Origin of the sequence: Salinibacterium sp. NG253, from assembly GCF_015864945.1 — a bacterium.
Classification (GTDB): Bacteria; Actinomycetota; Actinomycetes; order Actinomycetales; family Microbacteriaceae; genus Rhodoglobus.
The window spans coordinates 858,849-881,959 of sequence record NZ_JADYWF010000001.1; the positions used below are offsets into that span (position 1 = coordinate 858,849).

A 23,111-nucleotide genomic window follows, 5' to 3' on the forward strand; every position below is an offset into this window, starting at 1 on the left:
TCTATTCGGCGATGGCGTGCGCGAACGCGGTCACAATCTCGACGATGGGCGTGCTGAGACCGTCAAGCGCATCATCAAGGGTGGGTACTGGATACGACTCGGCCCCATTCCAATCCGACTTGAGGATGCTCTGCCCATTAGCCCAGAAGGTGTTTGTCACGTGACCGTCCAACACAAGTGACACTTTCTGCGCCGCGATTGAGTTGCTTCCCACCTGAATCTCTTCGGTCTCACCGCGAATGAACTGTGCAGCGACGACAGTGTCGGGGGCTCCCTCTGCGAACTGCCCGAAGTCACGGCTCTCTGCACGTGACTGGAGAAAGGAGGCGAGGAGCACGTGCGTTAGATAGCTGGGGATCGCTTCGCCGAACTCAGCATTGAGCGTGTTTTGTTGACTCTCCAGCCACTTTTCGCGGGTGCTCTCGGTCTCGACTCCCGCGAGGTGGTCAGTGAAACGGAATTTGGTCCACTCCAAAGGAGATGGCGCGAACCACGTCATTTGCTCAAGCTGGATGAGAGGCCCGTCTGGACTCTGAAATGCCAGCAGCGTGGTGATGCGGTCCGCGTTCAGGCGGCGCAGCAAGGCGCCCGACTTAACGCCGCCGACATAAAATGACTCGACTGCTACTGACATGGATGAAACGTAGCATTCCCTAGAATCGCCACAACAGTGTTGACGAGCGGGTGACGCGATCGTGAACATTGTTGAGTATGGACTAAGCGTCACTTTTGGCGCATGCTGGCGTCATGGAACCAACCACTGCACGCCCCGATCGCACGCTCATCGTGATCCTTTCCGTCATCGCCGCCATCGTGGTGATTGCGCTCGTGGTGGTGTTCACCCGAGGCGGCCCGACGGTGCTCGATCCGGCAACGCCCGAAGGCGTTGTGCAGTCCTATTCGCTCGCGATTGTCGATAGCGACTACGCGACGGCGCGCGACCTTCTGTCCGCCGAGCTGCGTGAGAATTGTGACTCCGCCGATCCGAGCACCTTGCAGGGCCTGAGGATGACCGTCATCTCGTCGACCATCAACGACGACACCGCGGTGGTGCGGGTGTCGATGGAACGCGGCAGCGGTGACTTCGGCGGCTCCGGCTATGTGTCAGAAGAAGTGTTCACCCTCGTTCTCGAAGACCGCTCATGGCGGATTGAGTCAGCTCCGTGGGACCTCACGCTCTGCTACAACCAAGGACTCGGCGAATGACTACCTCACGCACAACAACTCCCCCGCCCTCAGCGGTAGCGACGCCAGCGGTCGGTGGCGTGCAAACTGTGCGCCGAGTGATCACCTACGGGTTGTTAGCGACCACGGTCGTTATTGCGGCGAGCGGACTTAGTGGCCTGCTCGACCGACTGTTCGGCGCTGGACGTGTCGAGGTGAGCTTCGATAACTACGGCTTGGCGACATCACTCGCCTCCGCCCTCGTCGCTGGACCTCTCGCGGCGGGGCTCTGGTGGCTGACCTGGCGCGACGCCGCAATGGCTCGAGATCGGGCATCCATTCTCTGGCCGGTATATCTCGTCGTGATGTCAACGGTCGCGCTTCTGGTCGCCAGCATTTCGTTGTTCTCGTGGGCGTCCGATGCGATCGTCAACGGCTGGCGGCCCTCGGGCCTTGCGGTGGGAATCGTCTGGAGTCTGGTGTGGGCGTGGCACTACTGGATGTGGCGGCATCCGCTCAAAGCACCCACCCGCCTCGCCGGTGCGGCGCCGGCAATCGCGTCGCTGCTGGGCCTCGTCTATCTTGCTGGTGGACTGGCAGTAGCTCTCGCGCGCATCATTGACGGTGCGCTTGCTGCCTTGGTGGGCGGCGTTATCGTGACTGCCCCGCTGTGGCAGCTCGTGCTGCAGGCGCTCGTCTGGGCGGCCGGCGGCGCACTGTTGTGGTGGTGGCATTGGTTCCGCGCCGGCGTGCGATCGCAATTGCACGGCTTCGCCAACGTCTTGCTGGTGTTCATCTCGGGCATCGCCTCGATTGCGGCCTACGTCGTGGGCACCGCCGTTGTCGTGTGGGTGATTCTGTCGCTGCTCGCGCGACTGCAGGAACCGCTCTCGGTAACGCTAGATCCGCTAGGAAGCGCGTTTTCGGCTGCCGCGGTGGGCGTGATTGTCTTCACTTATCACGCTCCCACTGTGTGGGCACGCTCCCGTGGCGTGCGCTCCGCGGTCAGCTTTGCTAGCGCTGGAGTTTCCCTCGCGGTAGCCGCGACGGGTGTGGGCGTGACAGTAAATGCGTTGCTCGCAACAACCAGCAACTCACTTCTTGAGGGCAACATCCGCAGCCTGTTGTTGGGTGGGCTCAGTGCTCTGCTCGTGGGCGGCGTCTTCTGGTGGAGGGCCTGGCTTCCACGGCAGGCCTCGAACCCTGAGCGCGTGGCGACCCCCGGTCGGCGCATCTATCTCGTGATCATTTTTGGCCTCAGCGCACTCGTGGCACTCATCACGTTGCTCGTGATCGGCTTTCAGCTGTTCTCGTTCTTGCTCGATGGTGGCAGCGGTGAAAGCTTCGTTGAGCGTTCACGCCAGGCCCTCGGGTTGCTCACCGCCACCCTTCTTGTTGCGGCCTACCATTTCGCAATTTGGCAACGCGACCGCGCCTCCAGCGTCACTGAAGAGGTCGTTCGTCGCATCAGTCACGTCACGCTCGTGGCCTCCCACGACAACGCCGAGCTTGTGGATGCCGTGCGTGCCGCAACCGGAGCCCGCGTGACGGTTCTTCAGCGCGCAACGGCCTCGCCGCTTGAGCCCGGCATCGCCGAAATCATTGCCGCCCTCGACGGAATCGAGGCCAGCAACGTTCTCGTCGTGGCAGGGGCAAAGGGCAAGATCGCAGTCATCCCCCTGAAGGGCTGAAGCAGTCGCGAGCTGAAGCGGTAGTCAGCTGAACCCGAACCTCTGGTTAGCGGAAGTTCAGCCCACCGTTAATGTCGAGAACCTGCCCCGTCACGTACGACGACAGATCAGACGCAAGGAATGTGGTGACGCCAGAGACGTCTTCCACGGTTCCCGCGCGCCCCAACGGCACACCGGCGATGATTCCGGGCTGCGCGCTGCTGGGCGTGAAGTTGTTGTGGAACGGAGTGTCACCGATGAAGCCCGGCGCGAGAGCGTTGACGGTAATGTTCGACGGCGCAAGCTCTTTCGCGAGACCCCGAGTGAAGCCGACGATGGCGGACTTTGCCGTCGCGTAAGCAACAGCACCGGCGCCACCACCATTCTCAGAAGCGAGCGACGACATCATAATGACGCGGCCGGCGCTCGACTGCGTCAGGTACGGGATCGCAGCCCGAGTAACAAAGAACCCGCTCGTAGCGTTGACATCCATCACCTGGTGCCAGTGCTCATCGCTCATCTCGGCGATCGTGTGACGCCCCACGAGGTTTCCCGCATTGTTGACGATGATGTCGAGACCGCCAAGCGCTTCCGCAGCGGCATCCACGACGGATGTTGCCTGGGCAGAGTCGGTGAGGTCACCTTGCACTGCGACCGAAGTGCGGCCGAGGGCGACGATCTGGGCAACGACATCGGCGGCGGCATCCTTGCTATTCGCATAGTGCACGACAACGTCGGCGCCCGCTTGAGCGAGGCCGAGCGCGATTGCGGCACCGATTCCTTGACCTGATCCTGTGACGAGTGCGCGGCGTCCGCTGAGGTTGATCTGCATGGTGTCTCTTTCTCTTGAACTTCGGGTCGCGTGGGCGAAGCTGTGCGCTCACACGGGTGCAATTGACGTACAAAAATCAGGCGAATACTACGTGGTATATCGGTATAACAAGGCTACAAGATGGCGTTTTGCTCACCGCTGCCAGTGTGCCCCAGCGAGCGTGTTCTGTCACTGGCAAGAACTAGAACGCCATCGATGCGGCGGGGAATCTCGGTGAAGTTCTCGCGAAGTTCCTCGGGCAGTACCGCTTCTGGCGCATCCTGAAACGCGATCGGTCGCAAGAACCGCCGGATCGCACTCACGCCAACCGAGCTGTGCTGCGAATTTGTCGACGGCCAATTGCCACCGTGGTGCTGGGCCCACGAGACGCGCACCCCGGTCGGGAATCCGTTGAAAACGAGACGGCCAACGGTCGGCGCGATCTTGTCGCTCAGCTCCTGCACCACCTGAGGTTCATCGTGACCGTGATGGATAGTGGCCGTCAGTGAGCCGGGCATCACGTCGATGGCACGGAACACCTGCTCAAGCGAGCTGTAGCGCACCACAACGAGAACGGGGCCGAAGGCTTCTTCTGCGGTAGCGGCAGTGAAGTCATCCGCCGAAATTTCAAGCAGGGTCGGCGTCGCACGGATTCCCGCATCACCGTTAGTGCCTGCAGCAATGATTCGCGCGCTGCCGCCACCCGTGATCCGTCCGAGGATGTCGGTGAGCGAACTTGAGATGCGACTGTTGAGCAGCACCAAGCCTCCAGCCGCGGCGGTTCGCTCACGGAGACCGTCGAGGATCGCATCGCCGCTGGCCCCGTTCGGCACCAGTGCCACACCGGGTTTGGTGCAGAACTGGCCGGCGCCCAACGTAAATGATCCGAAGAGGCTCTCGGCGATGGCCGCCCCGCGCTCCTCGGCTGCTGCTTCGGTGATGACCAGCGGGTTGAGGCTGCTGAGTTCGCCGTAGAACGGGATCGGCGTTTCGCGGGTGGCGATGATCTCCATCAGCGCTTCTCCCGCTCCGAGCGAGCCGGTGAAACCTACCGCCGCGATGTGCGGGTCGGCCACGAGATCACGCCCGGATTGCGTGCCAAAGATGATGGAGATCGTGCCGTCCGGGGCCCCGTAGCGCGTTGCGGCATCCGCCAACGTACGGAACGACAAGCGCGAGGTGAGCGGATGCGAGCTATGCGCCTTGATGACAACGCTGTTGCCTGCTGCCAGCGCCGAGGCGGTGTCTCCGCCGACCACCGAGAAAGCAAAGGGAAAGTTGCTCGACCCGAATACGGCGACGGGGCCGATTGGGATGAGCATGCGTCGCAGCTCCGGCCCGTGGCCGAGCGGGGTGTCCCCTGCATGGTCGATCGTCGCCTCCACATAGCTGCCTTCACGGAGCGCCTCAGCAAAGAGGCGGAACTGAAATTGGGAGCGACCAAGTTCGCCATTCAAACGGCCCTCGCCGAGGCCCGTTTCGGCATCCGCCACGGCCACGAGTTCGGTGCGGCGCTCTTCGAGTCGGTCGGCAAGTGCTTCAAGCAGACCTGCTCGCCATTCCCGGCTGCTCGTTCTCAAAGTCTCGAATGCTGCCTGAGCGGATGCCGCCAGTGCCGCTGTCTCGGCCGCAGAGGTCAGCTCAATGTCGGTGTCTTGAGTGATGCCAGTGGTGGGATTAGTCGTTGTCAGCATGATTCTCCGGGGTCGATTGTTGGCTGGTGTGCGGGAGCCGACGAAGCGCCAGTCGGCCCTAATTTGCCGCCGCAAGCGTGTGTTCGTTTAGGCTGACCTCCATGACCCAGTCGCTCGACGCTACGTTTCCGTCCCCGCTGCCTCCGCAGGCGGACAGTCCCACGCGCACAGATCAGATCATTGACGCACTTCGGTCCGCGATCGTTTCGGGGGCGCTGGAGCCCGGTCAAGTGCTCGTCGAACGAAAGATCGCCGAGCAGCTCGGTGTCTCGAAAACGCCGGTTCGTGAAGCGTTGATCGTGCTCGAGCGTTCGGGCTTGTTGGATGTTCAAGCTCGACGAATTTCGGTTCGCCGCTTGAGCTTCACTGACATCCGCCACATTTACGAAGAGCGCGTGCTGCTGGAGCCGTGGGCCATTCTGGACGCCGCGCGAAGTGGACGAGAATTTACCGTCGCCGGGCAGGCCCTGGTGGATGCGCGAACGTTCGCCGCCGCAAACGACAACGCATCGACGGCGCTCGCCAACCGCCGTTTTCACCGCGGCATGTATGCCAATAGCGAGAACGAGTTCATCGTCAATTCGCTCGACCGCTTGCAAGATCTCACGGCTCTCGCCGTCGCCGCCGTGCTGTGGGAGAACTGGCCGCGACGCGAGATTGAAGCCAGCGAGCACGAAGCCATTTATGCCGCGGCGAGCAGCGGGGATGCCACCAAGGCTGCCCAACTCATGAAAGACCACATCGGCGCATCCATCGACCGCGTCACGCAGCGCGAGCTCGGACTGTAGCGAGTTCACGCCTACCCCGGTAGCAGTTCGTGGTAGCTCTTGAGGAGCGCCTCGTCGGGCGGGTAGGTGCCGCGCAGCGGGCTGCCATCTTCCACTTTGGTGAGGATGAACTCCTCCAGCTTTTCTTGTTCAAGAGCGTCGCGCGCCACTGATTCGACCAGGTGGCGCGGGATGCACACGACACCGTCGCGGTCGCCCACCATGATGTCGCCGGGATAGATGGCAACTTCGGCGCACGCGATAGGGATCTGAAAGTCGACCACGTGGTGTTGCGCAAGGTTGGTGGTCGGCGAGGCCCCTGCCGAAAACGTGGGCAGATCAAGCCCTTCAAAGCCGACCATGTCGCGGAATGAGCCGTCGCTCACGATGCCAGCAGCGCCGCGAAGCTTGAGACGGGTAGCCAGAATGTGCCCGATCGAGGCCGCTCGCTTTTTGCCGCGCGCATCGATCACGAGCACTTGGCCTTCTCCGACCGACTCGACGCCGATGCGTTGCGGGTGGTCGTAGTCCTGAAAGATCGACGGCACGTCGATGTCTTCGCGCGCGGGGATGCAGCGCATCGTGAACGCCTCCCCCAGCAGTCGTTGACGGGACGGGTTCGAAAACTCGAGACCCTCGAGGTAGGTGTTGCGGAGCCCTCGCGCCATGAGCTGCGTGGTGATCGTTGCAGTGCTCACAATGCCGAGTGCGGCTGTGGCCTCCGGGCTCAGAGGAGCGGTGGTTGCCTCCGGCGGTTTCCCGAATTCATTGCGATTCGCTGAATTGGTGTGCATTCTCAAAACCCTCCATTAGGCCGACATCCGGGCTCAGTATACCGATATACCAAGATGTCGTTCTACTGAACAGCGGAGGCGGGCTGCTCGATCAGGGTTGAGGAACGGTGATGCCCGACTCTTTGGCTCCGAGCCGAGCCCGCACTTCGTGGGCGGCATCGACCAGCGCACGCACGACATCCGTTGGCCACTGCGAGCTTGTGCGCGACGCCGGCATCGTGACTGAAATTGCCGAATTGACCCCACCGGTAGCGCTCGTCAACGGCACCGCAACACTGCGCGAACCGGCGAGATACTCTTCATCGTCGATGGCATAGCCGCGCTTCTTTGCCACAGCGATTCGCTCCCGCAAAGCCGGCAGCTCGATCACGGTCTTGTTGATCAGGCGAGGCTCCGGGAGCGCTGCGAGACGCTTGCCCGCTTCGGCCGGGTCGAGGTTGCTCAGTAGCGCGGTTCCTGGCGCCGTGGCGTGGGCGGCCAACCGGATTCCCACCGACGAACCGAACAGCGCGCCATCACTGGAATGCTGGCTGATCGCGAAGTACGCGCTATCGACACCGTCTAAGCGAGCCAGCTGAACGGTCTCCCCCAGAGCAGTCGCGAGCCGATCGAGCACGGGCTTGGCGGCATTCGCGATGTGATTGTGACCGGTATACATCTGGCCGACCTGCCATGCCCGCAAACCAAGCGAATACTGCCGGGTTGACGGGTCATGTTCGAGCCACCCCGACTTCTGCAAAGTGTTCAACAGACCGTGAGCACTTGAGCGCGGCAAGCCGAGCGAGGTGAGGATCTCGGTGAAGCTGACGAATCCCTTTGCCGCGACGAGGTCGACTATCGCCAGTGCTCGGTCGGCGGACTTCACCGAATGAGCTGTGGATACCGTGGGCTGGAGTTGCATGTTCCGGAGTTTACAGATGTGAACTCGTTGCTGCGCATTGTTGCGCCACCGTGTCGAACGACCTCGAAAGAGGAATTAAAGACAGCGACCGATGTTCTGTGGTATCTTCGGCGTTCACAAGCATGAACGTGAATTAACAACAATGATTGGTTGGATATCAATGTCGATGTCAAAAATCGCCTCTAGCGGGCTCTTGCACAAGCCTTCGCGTCGCGTCAGGGTTTCGGGACTCGCCATAGCCGTCTCCGCGGGACTTCTCGTCAGTGGCTGTGCGCAGTCCGGCGAAACTTCTACTGATTCTGCTGCGGGCAGTTCGGGTGATGCGTGTGACATTTCGTCGACGTACCCGAGTGGTGCGATCGAATTCATCGTGCCGTGGGCTGCCGGCGGAGGCACCGACAGTGTCTCTCGCTTCGTCGGAATTCAGTTGTCTGACCGTTTGGGAGTCCCCGTCAACGTCGTCAACCGTGACGGCGGTGGTGGCGTTATCGGTCACACGGCCATCGCTAACGGCAACGCCGACGGCTCCGTGATCGGTATGACCACGGTGGAAATCACCATGATGCACTGGCAGGGTCTTACTGACCTCAGCTATGAAGACATCACCCCGATCGCTCAGGTCAACTCTGACCCCTCGGGCATCACGGTTGCCGCTGACGCCCCGTGGGACACGATCGAAGACCTTCTGGATGATGCCCGCGCTAACCCCGGCGACATCGTCGGTTCTGGCACAGCAATTGGTGGAATTTGGGACCTGGCTCGCGCCGGAATGTTGCTCGAGGCCGGCATGGATGTCAACGACATCCGTTGGGTACCGAGCGCTGGTTCCGCCCCCGCCCTTCAAGAGCTCGCTGCTGGCGGTATTGATGTCACGTTCGCCAGCCTCGCTGAGAACGCCACGATGATCGGTGCCGGCGAAGCTCGCCCGCTCGCCATCATGGGCGAAGAGCGCGACCCGAACTACCCCGACGTTCCGACCCTCAAGGAGGTCGGAATCGACTTCTCGATGGGTTCCTGGCGCGGCGTTTCTGGCCCCGCTGGAATGGACGAAGACATCGTTGCTGAACTCGAATGCCAGGTTGCTGACATCGTGGCGAGCGACGAGTACGTCGAATTCATGACGACGGCCGGATTCGGCGTTGACGGCAAGGACACAGCCGCGTTTACTGAGTTCATCGTCAACGAAGACAAGGCAAAGGGAACCATCATGGAAGCAGCAGGACTGACCGGATGACTTTCGACACCGCTCCGGAGGTAGAGGAGTCGGTGGGCAAGCCCGAAAACAGCTACGACCTCGCCAGTGGCGTGGTCGTAGTTGTTTTCGGCTCGGCCATCCTTCTCGCCGTTCGCGATTACCCCACACTGCCGAGCGGAGAGCTCGGCCCCTCGCTCTTCCCCGGCATCATCGGCGGGCTCATGATCCTCATGGGACTGCTGCTTCTGGGGCGATGGTTCAAAGCCCGCAAGACGGTTCGACCGGCGAAAGAAAAGGGCGAAGCTGTCGTCTGGAGCAGGTGGATCAATGCCGGGCTCATCATCGGTGCGGTCATCTTCTATCTTCTCGCCGTCGACTTTCTCGGTTTTCTCACGACCGTCAGCGTGATGACGGTCGGACTGATCTTCCGACTCGGCACGAAGTGGTGGGTCGCCATTACGGCCGGCGTGCTCACCACGCTCGTGGTCTGGCTGATCTTCAATAAGGTGCTCCTCGTGCCGCTTCCACTCGGATTCTGGGGTTAGAACATGATCGACAATCTCTCCCAAGCGCTCAGCATGGTGGCGAGTTGGGAACTGCTCCTCGTCGTGCTCGCAGCGGGTGTGTACGGAATCTTCATCGGTTCCATTCCCGGCCTCACCGCAACCTTGGCTGCGGCGCTGCTCGTTCCCTTCGCGTTCTTCCTTGACCCGCTTCCCGCCATTGCGTCGATCATCACGATGTCGGTGATGGCCATCTTCGCGGGTGACATCCCGTCGGCTTTGGTGCGGATGCCGGGCACACCGGCCAGCGCCGCCTACGTCGAAGATTCCTACCGCTTGACCCAGAACGGCCGGGGCGCTCTCGCGCTCGGAGTCGGCCTGCTGGCGTCGGCGACCGGCGGAATCTTCGGTGGGTTGGTGCTGATTTTCGCTGCACCACAGCTTGCCAAGGTGGCGCTGCTCTTCACGTCATACGAGTACTTCTGGGTTGCGATTCTGGGCCTGACGGCCGCGGTTATTATTTCTCGCGGTTCTCAAGTCAAGGGCACCATTGCGCTGCTCATCGGGCTCTTCGTGTCGACCATTGGTCTGGACATCTCGGTGGGCTTCCCCCGCTTCACGTTCGGCAGTAGCGACTTGCTGGGTGGCATCAACTTCATCCCGGCAATGATCGGTCTGTTCGGCTTGTCGCAGGTGCTGCGCAACGTCATCAGCCCTCCCCCAGCAGCGCTACCGATTCGGATCGAGTCGAAGGGCTTGCTGCGCAATGCCGCAAGCACTCTGTGGAACTACAAGAAGACAGCAGTCGGTGGCAATGTCATCGGCAGCGCGATCGGAACCTTGCCGGGCGCCGGCGGAGATATCGCAGCGTGGGTGGCCTACGCGGTCACCAAGAACGGCTCGAAAGAAGGCAAGAATTTCGGTAGCGGCAAGGGGCACATCCAACCGATTGTTGGTGCGAGTTCTGCCAACAATGCCGGAGTCGGCTCTGCCTATATTCCGACGCTCGTATTCGGCATCCCCGGAGACACGATCACCGCGATTCTGCTCGGTGTGCTGCTCGTCAAGGGCGTACAGCCGGGGCCGTCGCTGTTCGATAGTCAAGCGCCATTGTTGTACTCGATTTTCATCGTATTCATTGCGGCGAATATCTTGATGATCCCGCTCGGCTACCTCGCCATCCGTGGCAGCGGAATGCTACTGCGGGTGCCTAACTCGGTGCTCATGCCCATCATCGTGGCGTTCTGTGTTGTGGGTTCGTTCTCGATCAACAATGGCCTGCTCGAGGTCGGCATCATGCTGATCTTCGGCATCCTCGGCTACCTGCTGGAACAGGCGAAGTTCCCGCTCGCCCCGGTGGTGCTCGGGTTGGTTCTTGGGCCGATTGTGGAAAAGAACTTCATGCAGAGTGTGATCAAGACAGAGTGGGACCTTACGCAGTTCTTGACCCGCCCGATGAGCGCCGCGCTGATGATTCTCACGATCATTGTGTTGCTCTACCCCGTGCTGCAGAAGCTCATCGGAAAGCTGCTGCGATACCGCAAGCCCCTCTAGACCCGAGTAGTCCGCGACGCTAGACCCGAACAGTCGCCGACACACTCGCGAGCGAAAAGAAGCCGCCCACCCTCCAGCTGGTTACTGGGAGTGGGCGGCTTTTCGTTACCCGGAGGAGGTCGTGAGCGAAATGGATGCCGCCGCTAGCGGTCGCCCGCCGCGATGACTTCGGCTTCTTCGGTGATGCTGATTTCTGCGCCATCCGCTTTCCGTAGGCGTTTGCGACCCAAGATCACGATGAGGGTGGCGACGAGCACCGAGCCCGCTGCGGCGTAGAACGGGGTCGCCGGTGAGATGGCGGCGGCAAGAATGGTGGCGGCGGGTGGGGCGATGGCTCCCCCCAAGAAGCGCACGCCCGAGTAGGCGGATGACGCGACCGAGCGTGGCAGGTCGGTGGCTTCCATGACGCATTCGGTGAGCACGGTGTTGAGCACGCCGAGGAGCATTCCGCCGACGACGACACACACGATGAGGCCGGGGCCGGAGCCGATGAAGAGCGCGGCCGCCACGAGGTCGAGCGCGAGCAGGGGCAGCACGAGTCGCAGCACGAGGGTGCGCGGCAGGCGGTGCGTGAGCAGCGGCGCGACCCACACGGAGGTGACGGCGAGCGAGAGCCCCCAGCCGAAGAAGATAAAGCCGAGCGTCATGGCGCTGCCAAAGCCGAGCGGAACCAGGGCGAACGGCGTGTAGGCGAGCAGCACGAAGAAAGCGATGTTGTAGAACAGCGCTGCGGCGGCGAGCACTCCGAGCGCGGGGTTGGCTAGGGCGCGGAAGGGCGCTGAGAGCGGCGTTGGGGTGGGGCGCACCGCATCAGTTTTCATGACGGTCACGACGCCGATGAAGCCGATGGCCATGAGGGTTGCGGTGCCGAAGAACGGGCCGCGCCAGCTGATGCCGCCGAGGAGGCCGCCGAGAAGTGGCCCGATCGCGATGCCGAGGCCGAGGGCTGCTTCGTAGAGGATGATCGCCGAGCTCGTGCCTCCGGATGCCGCCCCCACGATGGTCGCGAGAGCCGTCGAAATGAAGAGGGCATTACCGAGCCCCCAGCCGGCGCGGAAGCCGATGACCCATTCGACGTTGCCCGACAGGCCTGCGGCGAAGGCGAACAGCACGACAAGGGCGAGGCCGATGAGGAGGGTGCGTTTGGCGCCGATGCGGCTCGAGATCCAGCTCGTGAAGAACATGGCGAGACCCGTGATGAGCAGGTAGCTCGTGAAGAGCATCTCGGTTTCGGTTGCTGTTGCTTGAAGGTCTTGGGCGATGGCGGGCAGGATCGGGTCAACGAGGCCGATGCCCATGAAGGCGATCACCGAGGCGAAGGCGACGGCCCAGACAGCACGCGGCTGGTGCAGGATGCTGCTGGTGGTGCGGGTCATGACTGTCCTTCTGGTGGTGCAGTGACGGGGGCGCCCGGTGCGAGGTCGGCTGCGGCATCCGCTCGTTGGCCGATGATTTCGACGGCGCGGCGCAGCACGGCCACGTCGTCGGTGTGGAGGTCGGCGAAGAGCGGGAGCATGGCTCCGGCGAGTTCATCGCGCCAGGCGATGAGGGCATCTGCACCGGCGGTGGTGACGGCGATTTGGGAGGCGCGGGCGTCATCCGGATCGGCGAGGCGATTGACCCAACCGCGTTCGGTGAGGTTGCTGACGAGCTTCGTGGCGGTCGGCTGGGCGACGCGGCTGAGTTCGGCAAGTTCGCCGAGGCGCATGGGCCCGCCGGAGTTGAGCACGCTGAGGGTGCGCCACACTGCTGGCGATTCGGAGCTGCCGGTGGCGCGCGCGGCTAACCGCGTGAGGCGCTGGTTGACCGAGACGAGGTCGCCCAGCAGGGAGAGAAGCGAAGTTGGCATGCCTCCACTATACATAGCCGGGCTATGTAAATTAACCGCCGCGATTAGGCCGTGAGTCGACACCTCCCCCGCACTGCCTATTCAGCACACTCCAGCAGCGTGTAGTTCCACCCCTGACCCTCGGCGGTGGTTTTGATATCACCCGCGTAGTCGTCGATGGGGACTATGCCGATTGCCCCGGCGTTAATGTCAGGGCACTGTGCCACGATCACCCAACGCCCCGCAGGCTCACCGCCGTCATAGCTGGGCTCGACATCGAGAAGCGGTGTCGATAGGTCGTAGGTGGAGAGGTCACCCGGGAGCAATGGCGTGGCGTCGAGGAGCGTCATCCCGATAACGCTGTCGTACCGCGGGGGCACCCCAGCACAGGCGCTCAGGCCAATCACTAGAGAAATACTGGCGACCCCGAAGCCTACTTTCCGCACTCGCCTACGGTGCGCCTCTCTTCTAGACAACAAGAGGGACGCCGATTGGCGTTGAGACCGGTGGACGAAGGCGGGACGTACTGCTCACTTCAACTCCCTTGGTGGTGCTGAATCACTGCGCTGATCGTACTCGGCCCCACGTCGCTGCGCGATAGTTTTCTTTCCAGAACGAGGCGACCTGCGAGATCTGCTGAATCGGCACCAGCGATGCGAACCGCACCCTCCAGACTCGCGTTGGTGAACGTATGCTCAACTTATGACCCAGTTGATCGTGCTCGATACCGTATTCGATGCCCCAATCGCTGAGGTGTGCGCACTATCGCTGAGCGTGAACCTGCATCTTGATTCGATGACGCACCACCGCGAAAAGGTCATCGCGGGTCGCACGACTGGCCAGTTCGTCGAGGGCGATGTCGTCATCTGGTCGGCACGCCACTTCGGCCTGCCGCTGCGGCTGACGATCCGAATTTTTGACGTGGATGCTCCGCACCGGTTTGCGGATGAACAAGTCCGCGGCCCTTTCGCCGCCTACCACCACGAGCATCTCTTCACCGAGATCGACGGCCGCACCCACATGCAGGATCGGCTCACCTTCGCGGCTCCCTTCGGGCCACTCGGGCGTCTCGCCGAGAAACTGATCTTGCGCCGCTACATGCAGACGTTGCTCGAGGAGCGAAACGCTGCGTTGAAGGCTACCTTCGACGTGTAGCGAATGCCCCGCGGCGCCTTAGCGCCCCGCCATCTTCGACATTGCGGCGGCCGCTCCAGAGGCAGGCCCACCCAGCACCCGTATGCCTTGACGTGCACGGAGAGCGCTGACCTGTGGCTCGCGCTCGCCCCGCCACGGGGTATCCACGGCGCGAAGCAACGTGCAGCGGTACTGAGCGCGAGTCATACCCACGTAGAGCAAGTCGTTCCAGCTGAGACCGCGATCGTCAGCCCACGCCGCAGACTCGGGCGAGAGGTCGGTGAGCACTACCGCAGCAGCATCCAAACCTTTGAATTTGAAGATCGAGTGCCAGGCGATCCCCGACTCTTCACCGAGATGCTCGTGCAGCCAGCGCTCTTCCTTAGTTTCGGGTTCTCTGGCGAGCAAGCGGCCGACCAGCGAGGACTGCGCTCCAAACGGACTGAGCACCACGATTTCATCCGCTTGGTGCTGCTCAAGCAATCCCTTCAAGACGGTGACAAGTGCGGGCAGTTCCCGCCCCTCCGCGACCGTCACGCTGTCCAACCGCCCAAACGTTCCTTCGGACATTCGGTCACCCGAGTGGTCCAAGGGGCGTCCGAGTTGAGAGCTGATCGCCCGCAAGAGCCGCGGAGCAACTCGACAGTTGCGACGCACACGCACGTGCACGAGGTCCGGCACCAGTTCGCGGGCCGCCACCAAAGGTTCGGCGCGATCATCCGTCGAGCGCATGATCTGCTGCCCTGCATCGCCCGCGAGTACTACCTGCGCGCGGTGAATGTCTGCGTCAGCGGCGAGGGCTTTTAGCACCTCCATGATCACGGGCACGCCGGCGATGTCCTGAAACTCATCGACGCAAATTGCGGCGAACGCACCGCGCTCGGGATGTTGGGCAAGCGCTACGAGCGCGCGGGTGGGCAGTTCTTCCCGGTACCAGGTGTCATCCGCACCCTCAGGATTCTTGTCGAGCCCACAGACTCGCAGCATGATGGAGTTGAGGTCAGCAACTTCGATATCGAGCGACGTCGACCCGAGTAGATCACGAAGCTCGTCTGCCATGAGTAGGTTCCAACACGTCAACAATGTGCGGTGTCCCGCTCGCGCCGCACGACGCGCGGCGATGACAACGAGCCAGCTCTTGCCACACCCTGCGGGGCCGTCAAAGTAGAGGTGCGGATTTGTCTCTAGCAATTCGAGAGCGATTTCTTGCTGCTCAAGAAGCGCACGCTCATCGATGAGGCGTGCTGCTCGAAGCGAGCCCGGAGTCGTCGTCGCTGTGAAGCTGGAGAGGAGGGCATCCGCGATCTCACTCGCATGCGCCGCGGTGAGGGATTTCGGCTCAATCTCTAGTCCTTCCGTCGCGCCGTACCAGGACACGTACTCGCCGAGAACCCGCTCCACTGTTTCCGCCGGCTTGGCGAGGTCTTCGCCCCACGCGAGCTCCCATTCAAAGAACGTCAAGTCTTGTGGGCTTCCGTTATCGAACTGCCAGCGACCCAAGTTGGCAAACCAGACAAGCCGAGCGATCGGCTCATCGCCGCTCAACAGTTCTCGATTCTTCAGAAAGTAGCGGATGCTGCGACGCGCACCATCCAACTGCACCAAGGGGCTCTTGGTTGGGTTCGGGTTCTTAGCTAAGAACCACTGACCATCACGGTATTCGACATGCTCGGCAGTCTTGACCTCGATAAGGAGGATGCCTTTACCCGGCGCGATCACGATTGCATCCACTTCGCCGCTCAACCCCGCGACGTGCTGGCCCACGGTGAGACCGGTGAGCACCACCCAGTCGTCGCGATCCTGAATCGATTCGAACGCGGTGAAGAGTTTTCGTTCGCTGCGGTTGGCGTCGGAGTGAGGTCGGGTCGGGTGCATGCGTGGCATGGTCAGACGCTATCGGTTCCCGGGCTCCCCCTCGGGCACGACTCGACCAGTTCTCACGAAATGGGTGCGAGCGTTGTGGGCGGCTGGAATCACTTCGCGAACGCTGCTCTCGGCCGCGCGATGGCGCCGGCAAAGAAAAAGCCCGGCGTGAGCCGGGCTGGGCGGGAGTTGCTCCCTAGATGTTTTGCTGGGGTACCTGGACTCGAACCAAGAACAAAAGAATCAGAATCTTCCGTGTTGCCAATTACACCATACCCCACAGCGTTCAGCCGCAGCCGAACCGATTTACTACTTTAGCGCATCCTGAGCGGGTTGTGGTTCACTCCTTGACGCCATATAAGACTTGTCCTATATTCGGAGCATGTCTCTCCTCCATGCGGTGCTCGGTTTCGTCGCGATTCAGCCCATGACGGGCTACGAACTCGGCAAAGCATTCTCGACAACTGCCGCACACTTTTGGCCAGCCGATCAGTCGCAGCTCTACCGCACCCTCCACCGCGCCGAAGCCGACGGCCTGGTTGAAAGCACCACCGTCGAGCAGGCAACACGACCCGACCGCCGCCTGTACACACTGCTCGAACCTGGCCGCGAAGCACTTGCGGCGTGGCTGGCCTCTCCCCTTGAGCCGGACAACTCGCGCGAGCCTTTTCTCCTGCGGCTGTTCTTCGCCGCATCACTCGGCACCGCGGGCGTTATCGAGCTGCTCGACCAACGTCGCTCCGCTGCCGTAGAACTTCTCACCACGCTCGACGCTCTCGCCTCGAGCGCACCCCACAAACCCTCGAAAACCACTCTCGCCATCCAGCTGCAATACGCAACGCTCGAATCGGGACGAGCCCACGCGCGCGCCGAGATCACGTGGCTCGATGAACTTCGCGCCGAACTCGCCGACCACAAGGAATCCGCCCGATGAATAAGATCACCACCCCCATCCACCGCGCTGCGCGCATCGGCGCCACCATCGCTGCCGTGCTCTTCACCCTAGTCGCGCTCTTCCAACTCGCCGTCGTGCTCGGAGCACCCCTCGGCGAATACACCCAAGGCGGGGCGAGCAAAGGCACGCTCCCCACTCAGGGCCGCATCTTTGCGGGCGTCTCTGCCGCCCTCGTTCTTGTCATGGCGGCAGCAATGCTTGCTCGCACCGAACGCGGTCCCCTGAGATTCGCCCCACGCCGACTCATCGCCGTGCTCGCCTGGATCACCACCGCCTATGCGGGCGTGGGCGTCATCCTGAACCTCATCACGCCAAGCGCCGTCGAACGAGCCGTCTGGGCCCCCGTCACCGCGGTCATGTTCGCGGCGTGCCTCGTAACCATGCTGCTGACGCGAGGCAGCGCGGCGAAGTAACGCCTAGAGCAAGTCGCGGTTGATAACCGCGGCAACCTCAGCGCCGCCGCCCGCGGCAACGATGAGTTGCTGGGGGCCGGGCGGGGTGGCATCACCGATCGCATAGGCTCCCGCCGTGCTGGTGCGGCCGGCAGCGTCCACGACAATCAGTCCCTCCGCGTCGAGTGCGAGCTGCAGGCCCGCCGCAAAGTCGAGCACCGTCTCATAGTCGGGGCGCACAAATGCCGCTTCACGCGGGATCGTCTCGCCGTCGGCAAGCACAACACCGTTCAGGCCATCGCGGTCACCCGCGACATCCGCCACCTCACGACGATCCACGCGAACACCACGCTCCGCGAGCATCGCCTCATCAGCGTCACTCACCTGACCAATGCCCTGCGTGAAGACAATCAGATCGCGGCTCCACTGCGAAAGCAGCAGCGCCCGCTCCGCCAGGTCATCCGTGTGCCCGATCAAGGCAATCGGCTTATCCGCATACTCGTAACCGTCACACTCCATGCACGAATGGATGCTCGTGCCATAGAACGCGCGCAGCATTGGCAACTTCGGCAGAACCTCGCGCAACCCGGTCGCGATCAGCACGGTGCGGGTCGTGACCGCTCCCCCGCGATACGTCACCGTGAAGCCGGCGCCGACGGTCGCAGGGGCGGCCCCAGGAGCGCTAGCGGCATCCGCACCATCAGCAGCGACCAGAGGCTCGATACCCTCCACAATCGTGCGCTCGAACGACACGTTCGGATACTGCTCAAGCTCCTCCCGGCCCATCTTGCGAAGCTCGAGAGGAGAAATACCATCGCGGCTCAAAAAGCCGTGAGAGTGGAACGTCGCCGAATTGCGGGGGCGATTGCTGTCGAGCACGAGAGTGCGGCGACGCGCCCGCGCCAGATTCAGGGCAGCACTCAGTCCGGCCGGTCCGCCGCCGACAATGACAACATCCCAGTCGAACTGCTCACTCATAGCTGGGCGCGCAACGCCTTCAGTCGAACCAGTGACGATTCCTTGCCCAACAGTTCCATCGACTCGAAGAGCGGCGGGCTGATGCGGCGACCAGCGATCGCACTACGCAAGGGTCCGAAAGCCAGGCGCGGCTTCATCTCTTTCACCTCGATGAGTTCGGCGCGCAGGGCGGCCTCGATGGCATCGTGCGTCCACGTCTCAAGATCAGTCAGCACGGCGATCGCGGCATCCAGAACTTCGGGGCCTTCGGCCTTCGGCATCGCATCGGCGTCGACGGTGAGATCGGCATCCGCCGTGAACAAGAACTGCAACAGTGCGGGAGCATCGCCCAGCAACTGCATGCGCTCCTGCACGAGAGGTGCGGCAGCAGCCAGTGTCGCCAGCTCAGCCTCGGTCGGCTCCGCCGAAATAACGTCAGCAGCAACCAGGTACGGCACGAGACGGCCAGCGAACTCTTCAGCAGACAGCAGACGGATGTGGTCGCCATTGAGCGACTCTGCCTTCTTCACGTCGAAACGGGCCGGGTTCGGGTTCACGTTCTCTACGTCGAAGGCTGCGATGAGCTCGTCGATCGAGAACACGTCGCGGTCGGGAGCAAGCGACCAGCCCAGCAGCGAGAGGTAGTTGATGAGCCCCTCGGGGATGAAACCGCGGTCGCGGTGCAAGAACAGGTTCGACTCGGGGTCGCGCTTGGAGAGCTTCTTGTTGCCCTCGCCCATCACGTAAGGAAGGTGACCGAAGCGCGGGATGGCGTCGGTGAGGCCGATCTCGATGAGCGCCGTGTAGAGGGCGATCTGGCGAGGAGTGCTCGAGAGCAGGTCTTCACCGCGCAGCACGTGCGTGATGCCCATGAGCGCGTCATCCACCGGGTTCACGAAGGTGTACAGCGGAGCACCGTTCGGGCGCACCACAACGAAGTCAGAGAACGAACCGGCGGGGAACGTGATGTCGCCACGAACTAGGTCGTCGAAGCTGAGGTCAGAGTCGGGCACGCGCAAACGCAAAGCCGGCTTGCGGCCCTCTTCTTTGAATGCGGCGATCTGCTCAGCGGTGAGGTCACGCTCAAAGTTGTCGTAGCCCTGCTTGGGGTCGCGACCGTTCGCCACATTGCGGGCCTCGATCTCTTCACCGGTCGCAAATGACTCGTAGAGGTGACCGGAAGCCTTCAGCTTCTCGATGACCTCGAGGTAAATGTCGGTGCGCTGCGACTGACGGTAAGGCTCGTTCGGCCCACCGGTCTCCACGCCCTCATCCCAGTCAAGCCCCAACCAGCGCATGGCGTCGAGAAGCTGCAGATAGCTCTCTTCGCTGTCGCGAGCGGCATCCGTATCTTCAATACGGAACACCATCTTGCCGCCGGTGTGACGCGCATAAGCCCAGTTGAACAGGGCAGTGCGGATCAGCCCAACGTGGGGCGTACCGGTAGGTGACGGACAAAACCGAACGCGAACGTCGGAAGCGGTTGCAGTAGAAAATGGAGCAGACATTGCCACCATTCTAAGCCGCAGAACCGCCCTCTGCAGGCGGTTCTGCGGCGGCGCCTACTTGGCGATAGAACGAACCGGGTTGCTCAGCGTGCCGATGCCCTCGATCGTGATGTCGACAGTGTCGCCGTGCACGAGCGGGCCAACACCGGCAGGCGTGCCCGTGAGAATAATGTCACCGGGCAACAGCGTGAATGCGGCCGAAGCGTAGACGATCTGCGCAGCAACAGAATGAATCATCTGGTCGACGGTGCCGTCTTGCTTGAGGTCACCATTCACCGTGGTGCGGATGCTCTGCGAGCCCACCTCGAACTCGGTCTCAATTACCGGCCCAAGCGGGCAAAACGTGTCGAAGCCCTTGGCGCGTGACCACTGGCCATCAGACTTCTGCAGGTCGCGAGCCGTGACGTCGTTGGCAATCGTGTAGCCGAAGATCACACTGTCGACATCGGCTTCAGCAACGTTCTTGGCAATGCTGCCGATGATGACGGCAAGCTCTCCCTCAAACGCGACCTCTTCCGACTGCGGCGGCAACATAATCGCATCGCCGGGGCCCACGACAGACGTGTTCGGCTTGATGAACATCATGGGAGCATCCGGAACCTCGTTGCCGAGTTCCTTCGCGTGCTCGGCATAGTTGCGGCCGAACGCCACCACCTTCGAGCGCGGGATGACCGGCGCCAGCAGCTTGATGTCCGCGAGCGGCAAACGCTCATCGGTGGTCTCGAAACCGTTGAACATCGGGTCACCCGTCAGTACAACAATTTCGTCGCCATCGATGACCCCGTAGCGGGCTCCCTGGCCAGCGCTGAACCGAGCTACCTTCATGCGTCGAGCCTCGTCATCCAGCCGTGCTTATCTTCGCGACGGCCATATTGGATGTCGGTGAGCTCTTCGCGCAGCGACATCGTCAGTTCGCCGGCGGGAGCATCCGCCGACCCAATTTCAAAACCGTCGCCCTTGAGTAGAGCAATGGGGGTGATCACGGCGGCGGTGCCACACGCGAACACTTCGGTGATGTCGCCCGAGGCCACACCCTCACGCCACTCTTCGAGAGTGACGCGACGACGCTCAACCTTGTGACCGCGGTCTTCAGCAAGCTGAAGCACCGAGTCGCGCGTGATGCCTTCCAGGATCGACTCCGACTGCGGGGTAACGAGGGTTCCGTCTTTCTTGACGAGAACCACGTTCATGCCACCAAGCTCTTCGATGTATTTGCCCTCTTCGGCATCCAAGAACAGCACTTGAGCACAGCCCTGAGCGGATGCCTCCTGCTGGGCCACGAGAGACGAGGCGTAGTTGCCACCCGTCTTTGCCGCGCCCGTTCCGCCCTTGCCGGCACGGGTGAAGTGCGTGGACACCCAGATCGATACCGGGGCAACGCCGCCGGCAAAGTAAGCGCCGGCGGGGCTCGCGATCACGTAGTAGTTGACCTTCTTCGCGGCACGCACACCGAGGAACGCTTCTTTAGCGAACATGAAGGGGCGCAAGTAGAGGCTGGTCTCGGGCGCGCTCGGCACCCAGTCGCCGTCAACCGCGATGAGCTGCTTGAGCGAGTTGACGAATTCGTTCACCGGCAGCTCGGGCAGCGCCATGCGGGCTGCGGAACGCTGCAGACGAGCACCGTTCGCTTCGGGGCGGAAGCACCAGATCGAGCCGTCTTCGTGACGGAAAGCCTTGAGACCCTCGAAGACTTCTTGGGCGTAGTGGAGCACAGCAGCGGCAGGGTCGAGCGCGATCGGCCCATACGGCTGCACACGGGGACGGTGCCATCCGCCCATTTCTGACCAACAAATATCGACCATGTGGTCAGTGAAGTTCACCCCGAAGCCGGGGTTCGCGAGAATTGCTTCACGCTCTTCAACCGAGCGAGGTTCCTGGTTCTTCTTCACGAGGAACGAGAGGGGGCGATCAGCCAGCAGATTCTTCATCAAATGTCCTTAATGACGTACAGCCATAATGGCGGTGGGTTAATTCTGCGCTACAGCGTCGGCAATTGCACTGCCAATCTCAGCCGTGGACCGCGCGGTGTCGCCACGGGTGCTGAGATCGGCTTCAACGGCCGCAGTGACGCGGGCCGCGGCATCCGATTCGCCGAACTGTGAGAGCAGCAATGCAATCGACAGGATCGCCGCCGTGGGGTCAGCGAGTTGTTTGCCCGCAATGTCGGGCGCTGAACCATGAACCGGCTCAAACATCGAGGGGAATGCCCCGCTCGGATTGAGATTGCCGGAGGCGGCCAAACCAATGCCGCCGCTGATGGCTGCTGCGAGGTCTGTAATGATGTCGCCGAAAAGGTTGTCGGTGACGATAACGTCAAATCTACTCGGATTTGTGACCAGGTAAATCGTCGCCGCATCGACATGCATGTAATCGACCTCTACGGCGGGAAACTCTTGCGCCACCCGGTCGACCGTCGTCTGCCACAAACCGCCAGCATGCACGAGAACATTGGTCTTGTGCACGAGTGTGAGCTTCTTGCGCGGACGCGACATCGCCTGCGCAAACGCGAAACGAACAACCCGTTCAACACCGAACGTCGTGTTGATCGACACCTCAGTGGCGATCTCGTGCGGTGTGCCGGTGCGGATGCGCCCACCATTGCCCACGTAGGGCCCTTCGGTGCCCTCCCGCACGACAACAAAGTCGACCTCGCCGGGGTTGGCCAGCGGTGACGTCACGCCTGGGAAAATCTTGGTGGGGCGCAGGTTGACGTGGTGATCGAGAGCGAACCGCAGCTTCAGCAAAAGGCCTCGCTCAATGATGCCGCCCGTGAGGCGAGGATCGCGCGGGTCTCCCCCGACAGCGCCCAGAAGAATCGCGTCGTGCTTCGCAAGCTCAGCAATGTCGGAGTCTTCGAGAATGGTGCCCGACTCGAGGTAGTGAGCGGCACCAAAGGGAAACTCGGTGGGTGCGACATCCACACCGGTTGCCTTCAGAACCTTGAGGGCCTCGGCCACAACCTCTGGCCCAATACCATCACCGGGAATGACTGCAAGCTTGATCTGAGAAGGCATGTAAATACAGTACCGCTGCGCGGGTCTCACTCGCGTCAGAGTGTTGCTTTCGCTCCCCGGATGCGTGCCCACTATGACTATTCTGAGAGTTGACTGATTGCAGGCTGAATCAAGCGCGCTAAAATTGGGATCATGAGTATTGGAACCGGAATTGTCCTTGTCGTGATTGGCGCGATTCTTACCTTCGCGCTCGATTTCCAAGTCGAAGGAGTCAATATCCCTCTGATCGGCTACATCCTGATGGGCGCCGGAGTGGTGACGTTCATCATCGGACTCATCCTGACGCTGCGTAACCGCACCTCGGTTACCACCGTCCACAATGGCTCTGATGGCGCGAACGGCACCGTCACTGAGCGCCGCACCAGCACAACCCCCGACGAAACCATCTAACAATCACTACGTTCTGA

At 62.0% G+C, this 23,111-nt stretch carries 24 protein-coding genes and 1 tRNA gene; 10 read left to right on the forward strand and 15 right to left on the reverse strand.

Features of this window, described 5'->3' with window-relative positions; genetic code table 11:
• Window position 1: 1 nt before the first annotated feature.
• The gene (locus I6E52_RS04155) at window positions 2-634 is read right to left on the reverse strand and encodes a hypothetical protein (protein ID WP_197155075.1); all 633 of its coding nucleotides are present in this window, start codon (window positions 632-634) and stop codon (window positions 2-4) included.
• A 113-nt stretch (window positions 635-747) separates the two neighbouring features.
• Between I6E52_RS04155 and I6E52_RS04160 the strand changes: the two genes are divergently transcribed.
• Window positions 748-1,206: a hypothetical protein gene (locus I6E52_RS04160; RefSeq protein WP_197155077.1), complete on the forward strand. Its 459-nt coding sequence runs from the start codon at window positions 748-750 to the stop codon at window positions 1,204-1,206.
• The gene (locus I6E52_RS04165; protein ID WP_197155079.1) at window positions 1,203-2,855 is read left to right on the forward strand and encodes a DUF5671 domain-containing protein; all 1,653 of its coding nucleotides are present in this window, start codon (window positions 1,203-1,205) and stop codon (window positions 2,853-2,855) included. Before I6E52_RS04160 ends, I6E52_RS04165 begins: the two co-directional genes overlap by 4 nt.
• Window positions 2,856-2,901: 46 nt before the next feature.
• On the opposite strand, the gene I6E52_RS04170 is transcribed toward I6E52_RS04165, so the two are convergent.
• Window positions 2,902-3,666, reverse strand: coding sequence for an SDR family NAD(P)-dependent oxidoreductase (locus tag I6E52_RS04170; protein ID WP_197155081.1), 765 nt, complete (start codon window positions 3,664-3,666; stop codon window positions 2,902-2,904).
• A 113-nt stretch (window positions 3,667-3,779) separates the two neighbouring features.
• Window positions 3,780-5,339 (reverse strand): aldehyde dehydrogenase (NADP(+)), encoded by a 1,560-nt coding sequence (locus I6E52_RS04175; RefSeq protein WP_197155083.1) that lies wholly within the window; start codon window positions 5,337-5,339, stop codon window positions 3,780-3,782.
• Window positions 5,340-5,440: 101 nt separating this feature from the next.
• Between I6E52_RS04175 and I6E52_RS04180 the strand changes: the two genes are divergently transcribed.
• Window positions 5,441-6,127 (forward strand): GntR family transcriptional regulator, encoded by a 687-nt coding sequence (locus I6E52_RS04180; RefSeq protein WP_197136246.1) that lies wholly within the window; start codon window positions 5,441-5,443, stop codon window positions 6,125-6,127.
• An 11-nt stretch (window positions 6,128-6,138) separates the two neighbouring features.
• Here the strand turns inward: I6E52_RS04180 and I6E52_RS04185 are convergent, their stop codons facing one another.
• Complete coding sequence (locus I6E52_RS04185; RefSeq protein ID WP_197155084.1) at window positions 6,139-6,900, reverse strand: ribonuclease activity regulator RraA; 762 nt, start codon at window positions 6,898-6,900, stop codon at window positions 6,139-6,141.
• 91 nt (window positions 6,901-6,991) lie between these two features.
• Window positions 6,992-7,801 (reverse strand): IclR family transcriptional regulator, encoded by an 810-nt coding sequence (locus tag I6E52_RS04190; RefSeq protein ID WP_197155085.1) that lies wholly within the window; start codon window positions 7,799-7,801, stop codon window positions 6,992-6,994.
• 160 nt (window positions 7,802-7,961) lie between these two features.
• On the opposite strand from I6E52_RS04190, the gene I6E52_RS04195 reads away from it, so the two are divergent.
• From I6E52_RS04195 to I6E52_RS04205, 3 genes are read left to right on the forward strand one after another with little or no spacing between them, the layout of a single operon-like run.
• A complete protein-coding gene (locus tag I6E52_RS04195; protein ID WP_197106124.1) occupies window positions 7,962-9,035 on the forward strand; it encodes a tripartite tricarboxylate transporter substrate binding protein in 1,074 nt (357 codons plus the stop codon).
• Window positions 9,032-9,541 (forward strand): tripartite tricarboxylate transporter TctB family protein, encoded by a 510-nt coding sequence (locus I6E52_RS04200; protein WP_197155086.1) that lies wholly within the window; start codon window positions 9,032-9,034, stop codon window positions 9,539-9,541. The genes I6E52_RS04195 and I6E52_RS04200 overlap by 4 nt, the downstream gene beginning before the upstream one ends.
• Window positions 9,542-9,544: 3 nt before the next feature.
• Complete coding sequence (locus I6E52_RS04205) at window positions 9,545-11,053, forward strand: tripartite tricarboxylate transporter permease (RefSeq protein ID WP_197123844.1); 1,509 nt, start codon at window positions 9,545-9,547, stop codon at window positions 11,051-11,053.
• 143 nt (window positions 11,054-11,196) lie between these two features.
• On the opposite strand, the gene I6E52_RS04210 is transcribed toward I6E52_RS04205, so the two are convergent.
• From I6E52_RS04210 to I6E52_RS04220, 3 genes are all read right to left on the reverse strand, one after another.
• A complete protein-coding gene (locus I6E52_RS04210; protein ID WP_197155087.1) occupies window positions 11,197-12,429 on the reverse strand; it encodes an MFS transporter in 1,233 nt (410 codons plus the stop codon).
• Window positions 12,426-12,902, reverse strand: a complete 477-nt coding sequence (locus I6E52_RS04215) for a MarR family winged helix-turn-helix transcriptional regulator (protein ID WP_197155088.1) — start codon at window positions 12,900-12,902, stop codon at window positions 12,426-12,428. Before I6E52_RS04215 ends, I6E52_RS04210 begins: the two co-directional genes overlap by 4 nt.
• 77 nt (window positions 12,903-12,979) lie before the next feature.
• Entirely contained in the window at window positions 12,980-13,288 is a 309-nt protein-coding gene (locus tag I6E52_RS04220; RefSeq protein WP_197155089.1) for a hypothetical protein, read from the reverse strand.
• A 295-nt stretch (window positions 13,289-13,583) separates the two neighbouring features.
• On the opposite strand from I6E52_RS04220, the gene I6E52_RS04225 reads away from it, so the two are divergent.
• Window positions 13,584-14,036: an SRPBCC family protein gene (locus I6E52_RS04225; RefSeq protein ID WP_197155090.1), complete on the forward strand. Its 453-nt coding sequence runs from the start codon at window positions 13,584-13,586 to the stop codon at window positions 14,034-14,036.
• Window positions 14,037-14,054: 18 nt separating this feature from the next.
• On the opposite strand, the gene I6E52_RS04230 is transcribed toward I6E52_RS04225, so the two are convergent.
• Both I6E52_RS04230 and I6E52_RS04235 read right to left on the reverse strand, forming a co-directional pair.
• Window positions 14,055-15,899 (reverse strand): nuclease-related domain-containing DEAD/DEAH box helicase, encoded by a 1,845-nt coding sequence (locus tag I6E52_RS04230; protein ID WP_197155092.1) that lies wholly within the window; start codon window positions 15,897-15,899, stop codon window positions 14,055-14,057.
• Window positions 15,900-16,086: 187 nt separating this feature from the next.
• Window positions 16,087-16,158, reverse strand: a tRNA-Gln gene (locus I6E52_RS04235).
• Window positions 16,159-16,260: 102 nt separating this feature from the next.
• Between I6E52_RS04235 and I6E52_RS04240 the strand changes: the two genes are divergently transcribed.
• Both I6E52_RS04240 and I6E52_RS04245 read left to right on the forward strand, forming a co-directional pair.
• On the forward strand, window positions 16,261-16,812 hold the full coding sequence (locus I6E52_RS04240) for a PadR family transcriptional regulator (RefSeq protein WP_197155094.1): 552 nt from the start codon (window positions 16,261-16,263) through the stop codon (window positions 16,810-16,812).
• Window positions 16,809-17,246 (forward strand): hypothetical protein, encoded by a 438-nt coding sequence (locus tag I6E52_RS04245; protein ID WP_197155095.1) that lies wholly within the window; start codon window positions 16,809-16,811, stop codon window positions 17,244-17,246. The genes I6E52_RS04240 and I6E52_RS04245 overlap by 4 nt, the downstream gene beginning before the upstream one ends.
• 3 nt (window positions 17,247-17,249) lie before the next feature.
• On the opposite strand, the gene I6E52_RS04250 is transcribed toward I6E52_RS04245, so the two are convergent.
• The 5 genes from I6E52_RS04250 to I6E52_RS04270 are packed head-to-tail and all read right to left on the reverse strand — an operon-like array spanning window position 17,250 to window position 22,704.
• A complete protein-coding gene (locus I6E52_RS04250) occupies window positions 17,250-18,203 on the reverse strand; it encodes an NAD(P)/FAD-dependent oxidoreductase (protein WP_197155096.1) in 954 nt (317 codons plus the stop codon).
• Complete coding sequence (gltX, locus tag I6E52_RS04255; RefSeq protein ID WP_374059093.1) at window positions 18,200-19,690, reverse strand: glutamate--tRNA ligase; 1,491 nt, start codon at window positions 19,688-19,690, stop codon at window positions 18,200-18,202. Before gltX ends, I6E52_RS04250 begins: the two co-directional genes overlap by 4 nt.
• Before the next feature lie 54 nt (window positions 19,691-19,744).
• On the reverse strand, window positions 19,745-20,515 hold the full coding sequence (locus I6E52_RS04260) for a fumarylacetoacetate hydrolase family protein (protein WP_197155097.1): 771 nt from the start codon (window positions 20,513-20,515) through the stop codon (window positions 19,745-19,747).
• Entirely contained in the window at window positions 20,512-21,618 is a 1,107-nt protein-coding gene (locus I6E52_RS04265) for a branched-chain amino acid aminotransferase (protein WP_197155098.1), read from the reverse strand. The genes I6E52_RS04260 and I6E52_RS04265 overlap by 4 nt, the downstream gene beginning before the upstream one ends.
• 39 nt (window positions 21,619-21,657) lie before the next feature.
• Entirely contained in the window at window positions 21,658-22,704 is a 1,047-nt protein-coding gene (locus tag I6E52_RS04270) for a 3-isopropylmalate dehydrogenase (protein ID WP_197155099.1), read from the reverse strand.
• 132 nt (window positions 22,705-22,836) lie between these two features.
• Between I6E52_RS04270 and I6E52_RS04275 the strand changes: the two genes are divergently transcribed.
• Window positions 22,837-23,094: a DUF6458 family protein gene (locus tag I6E52_RS04275; protein WP_197155100.1), complete on the forward strand. Its 258-nt coding sequence runs from the start codon at window positions 22,837-22,839 to the stop codon at window positions 23,092-23,094.
• Window positions 23,095-23,111 lie beyond the last annotated feature (17 nt).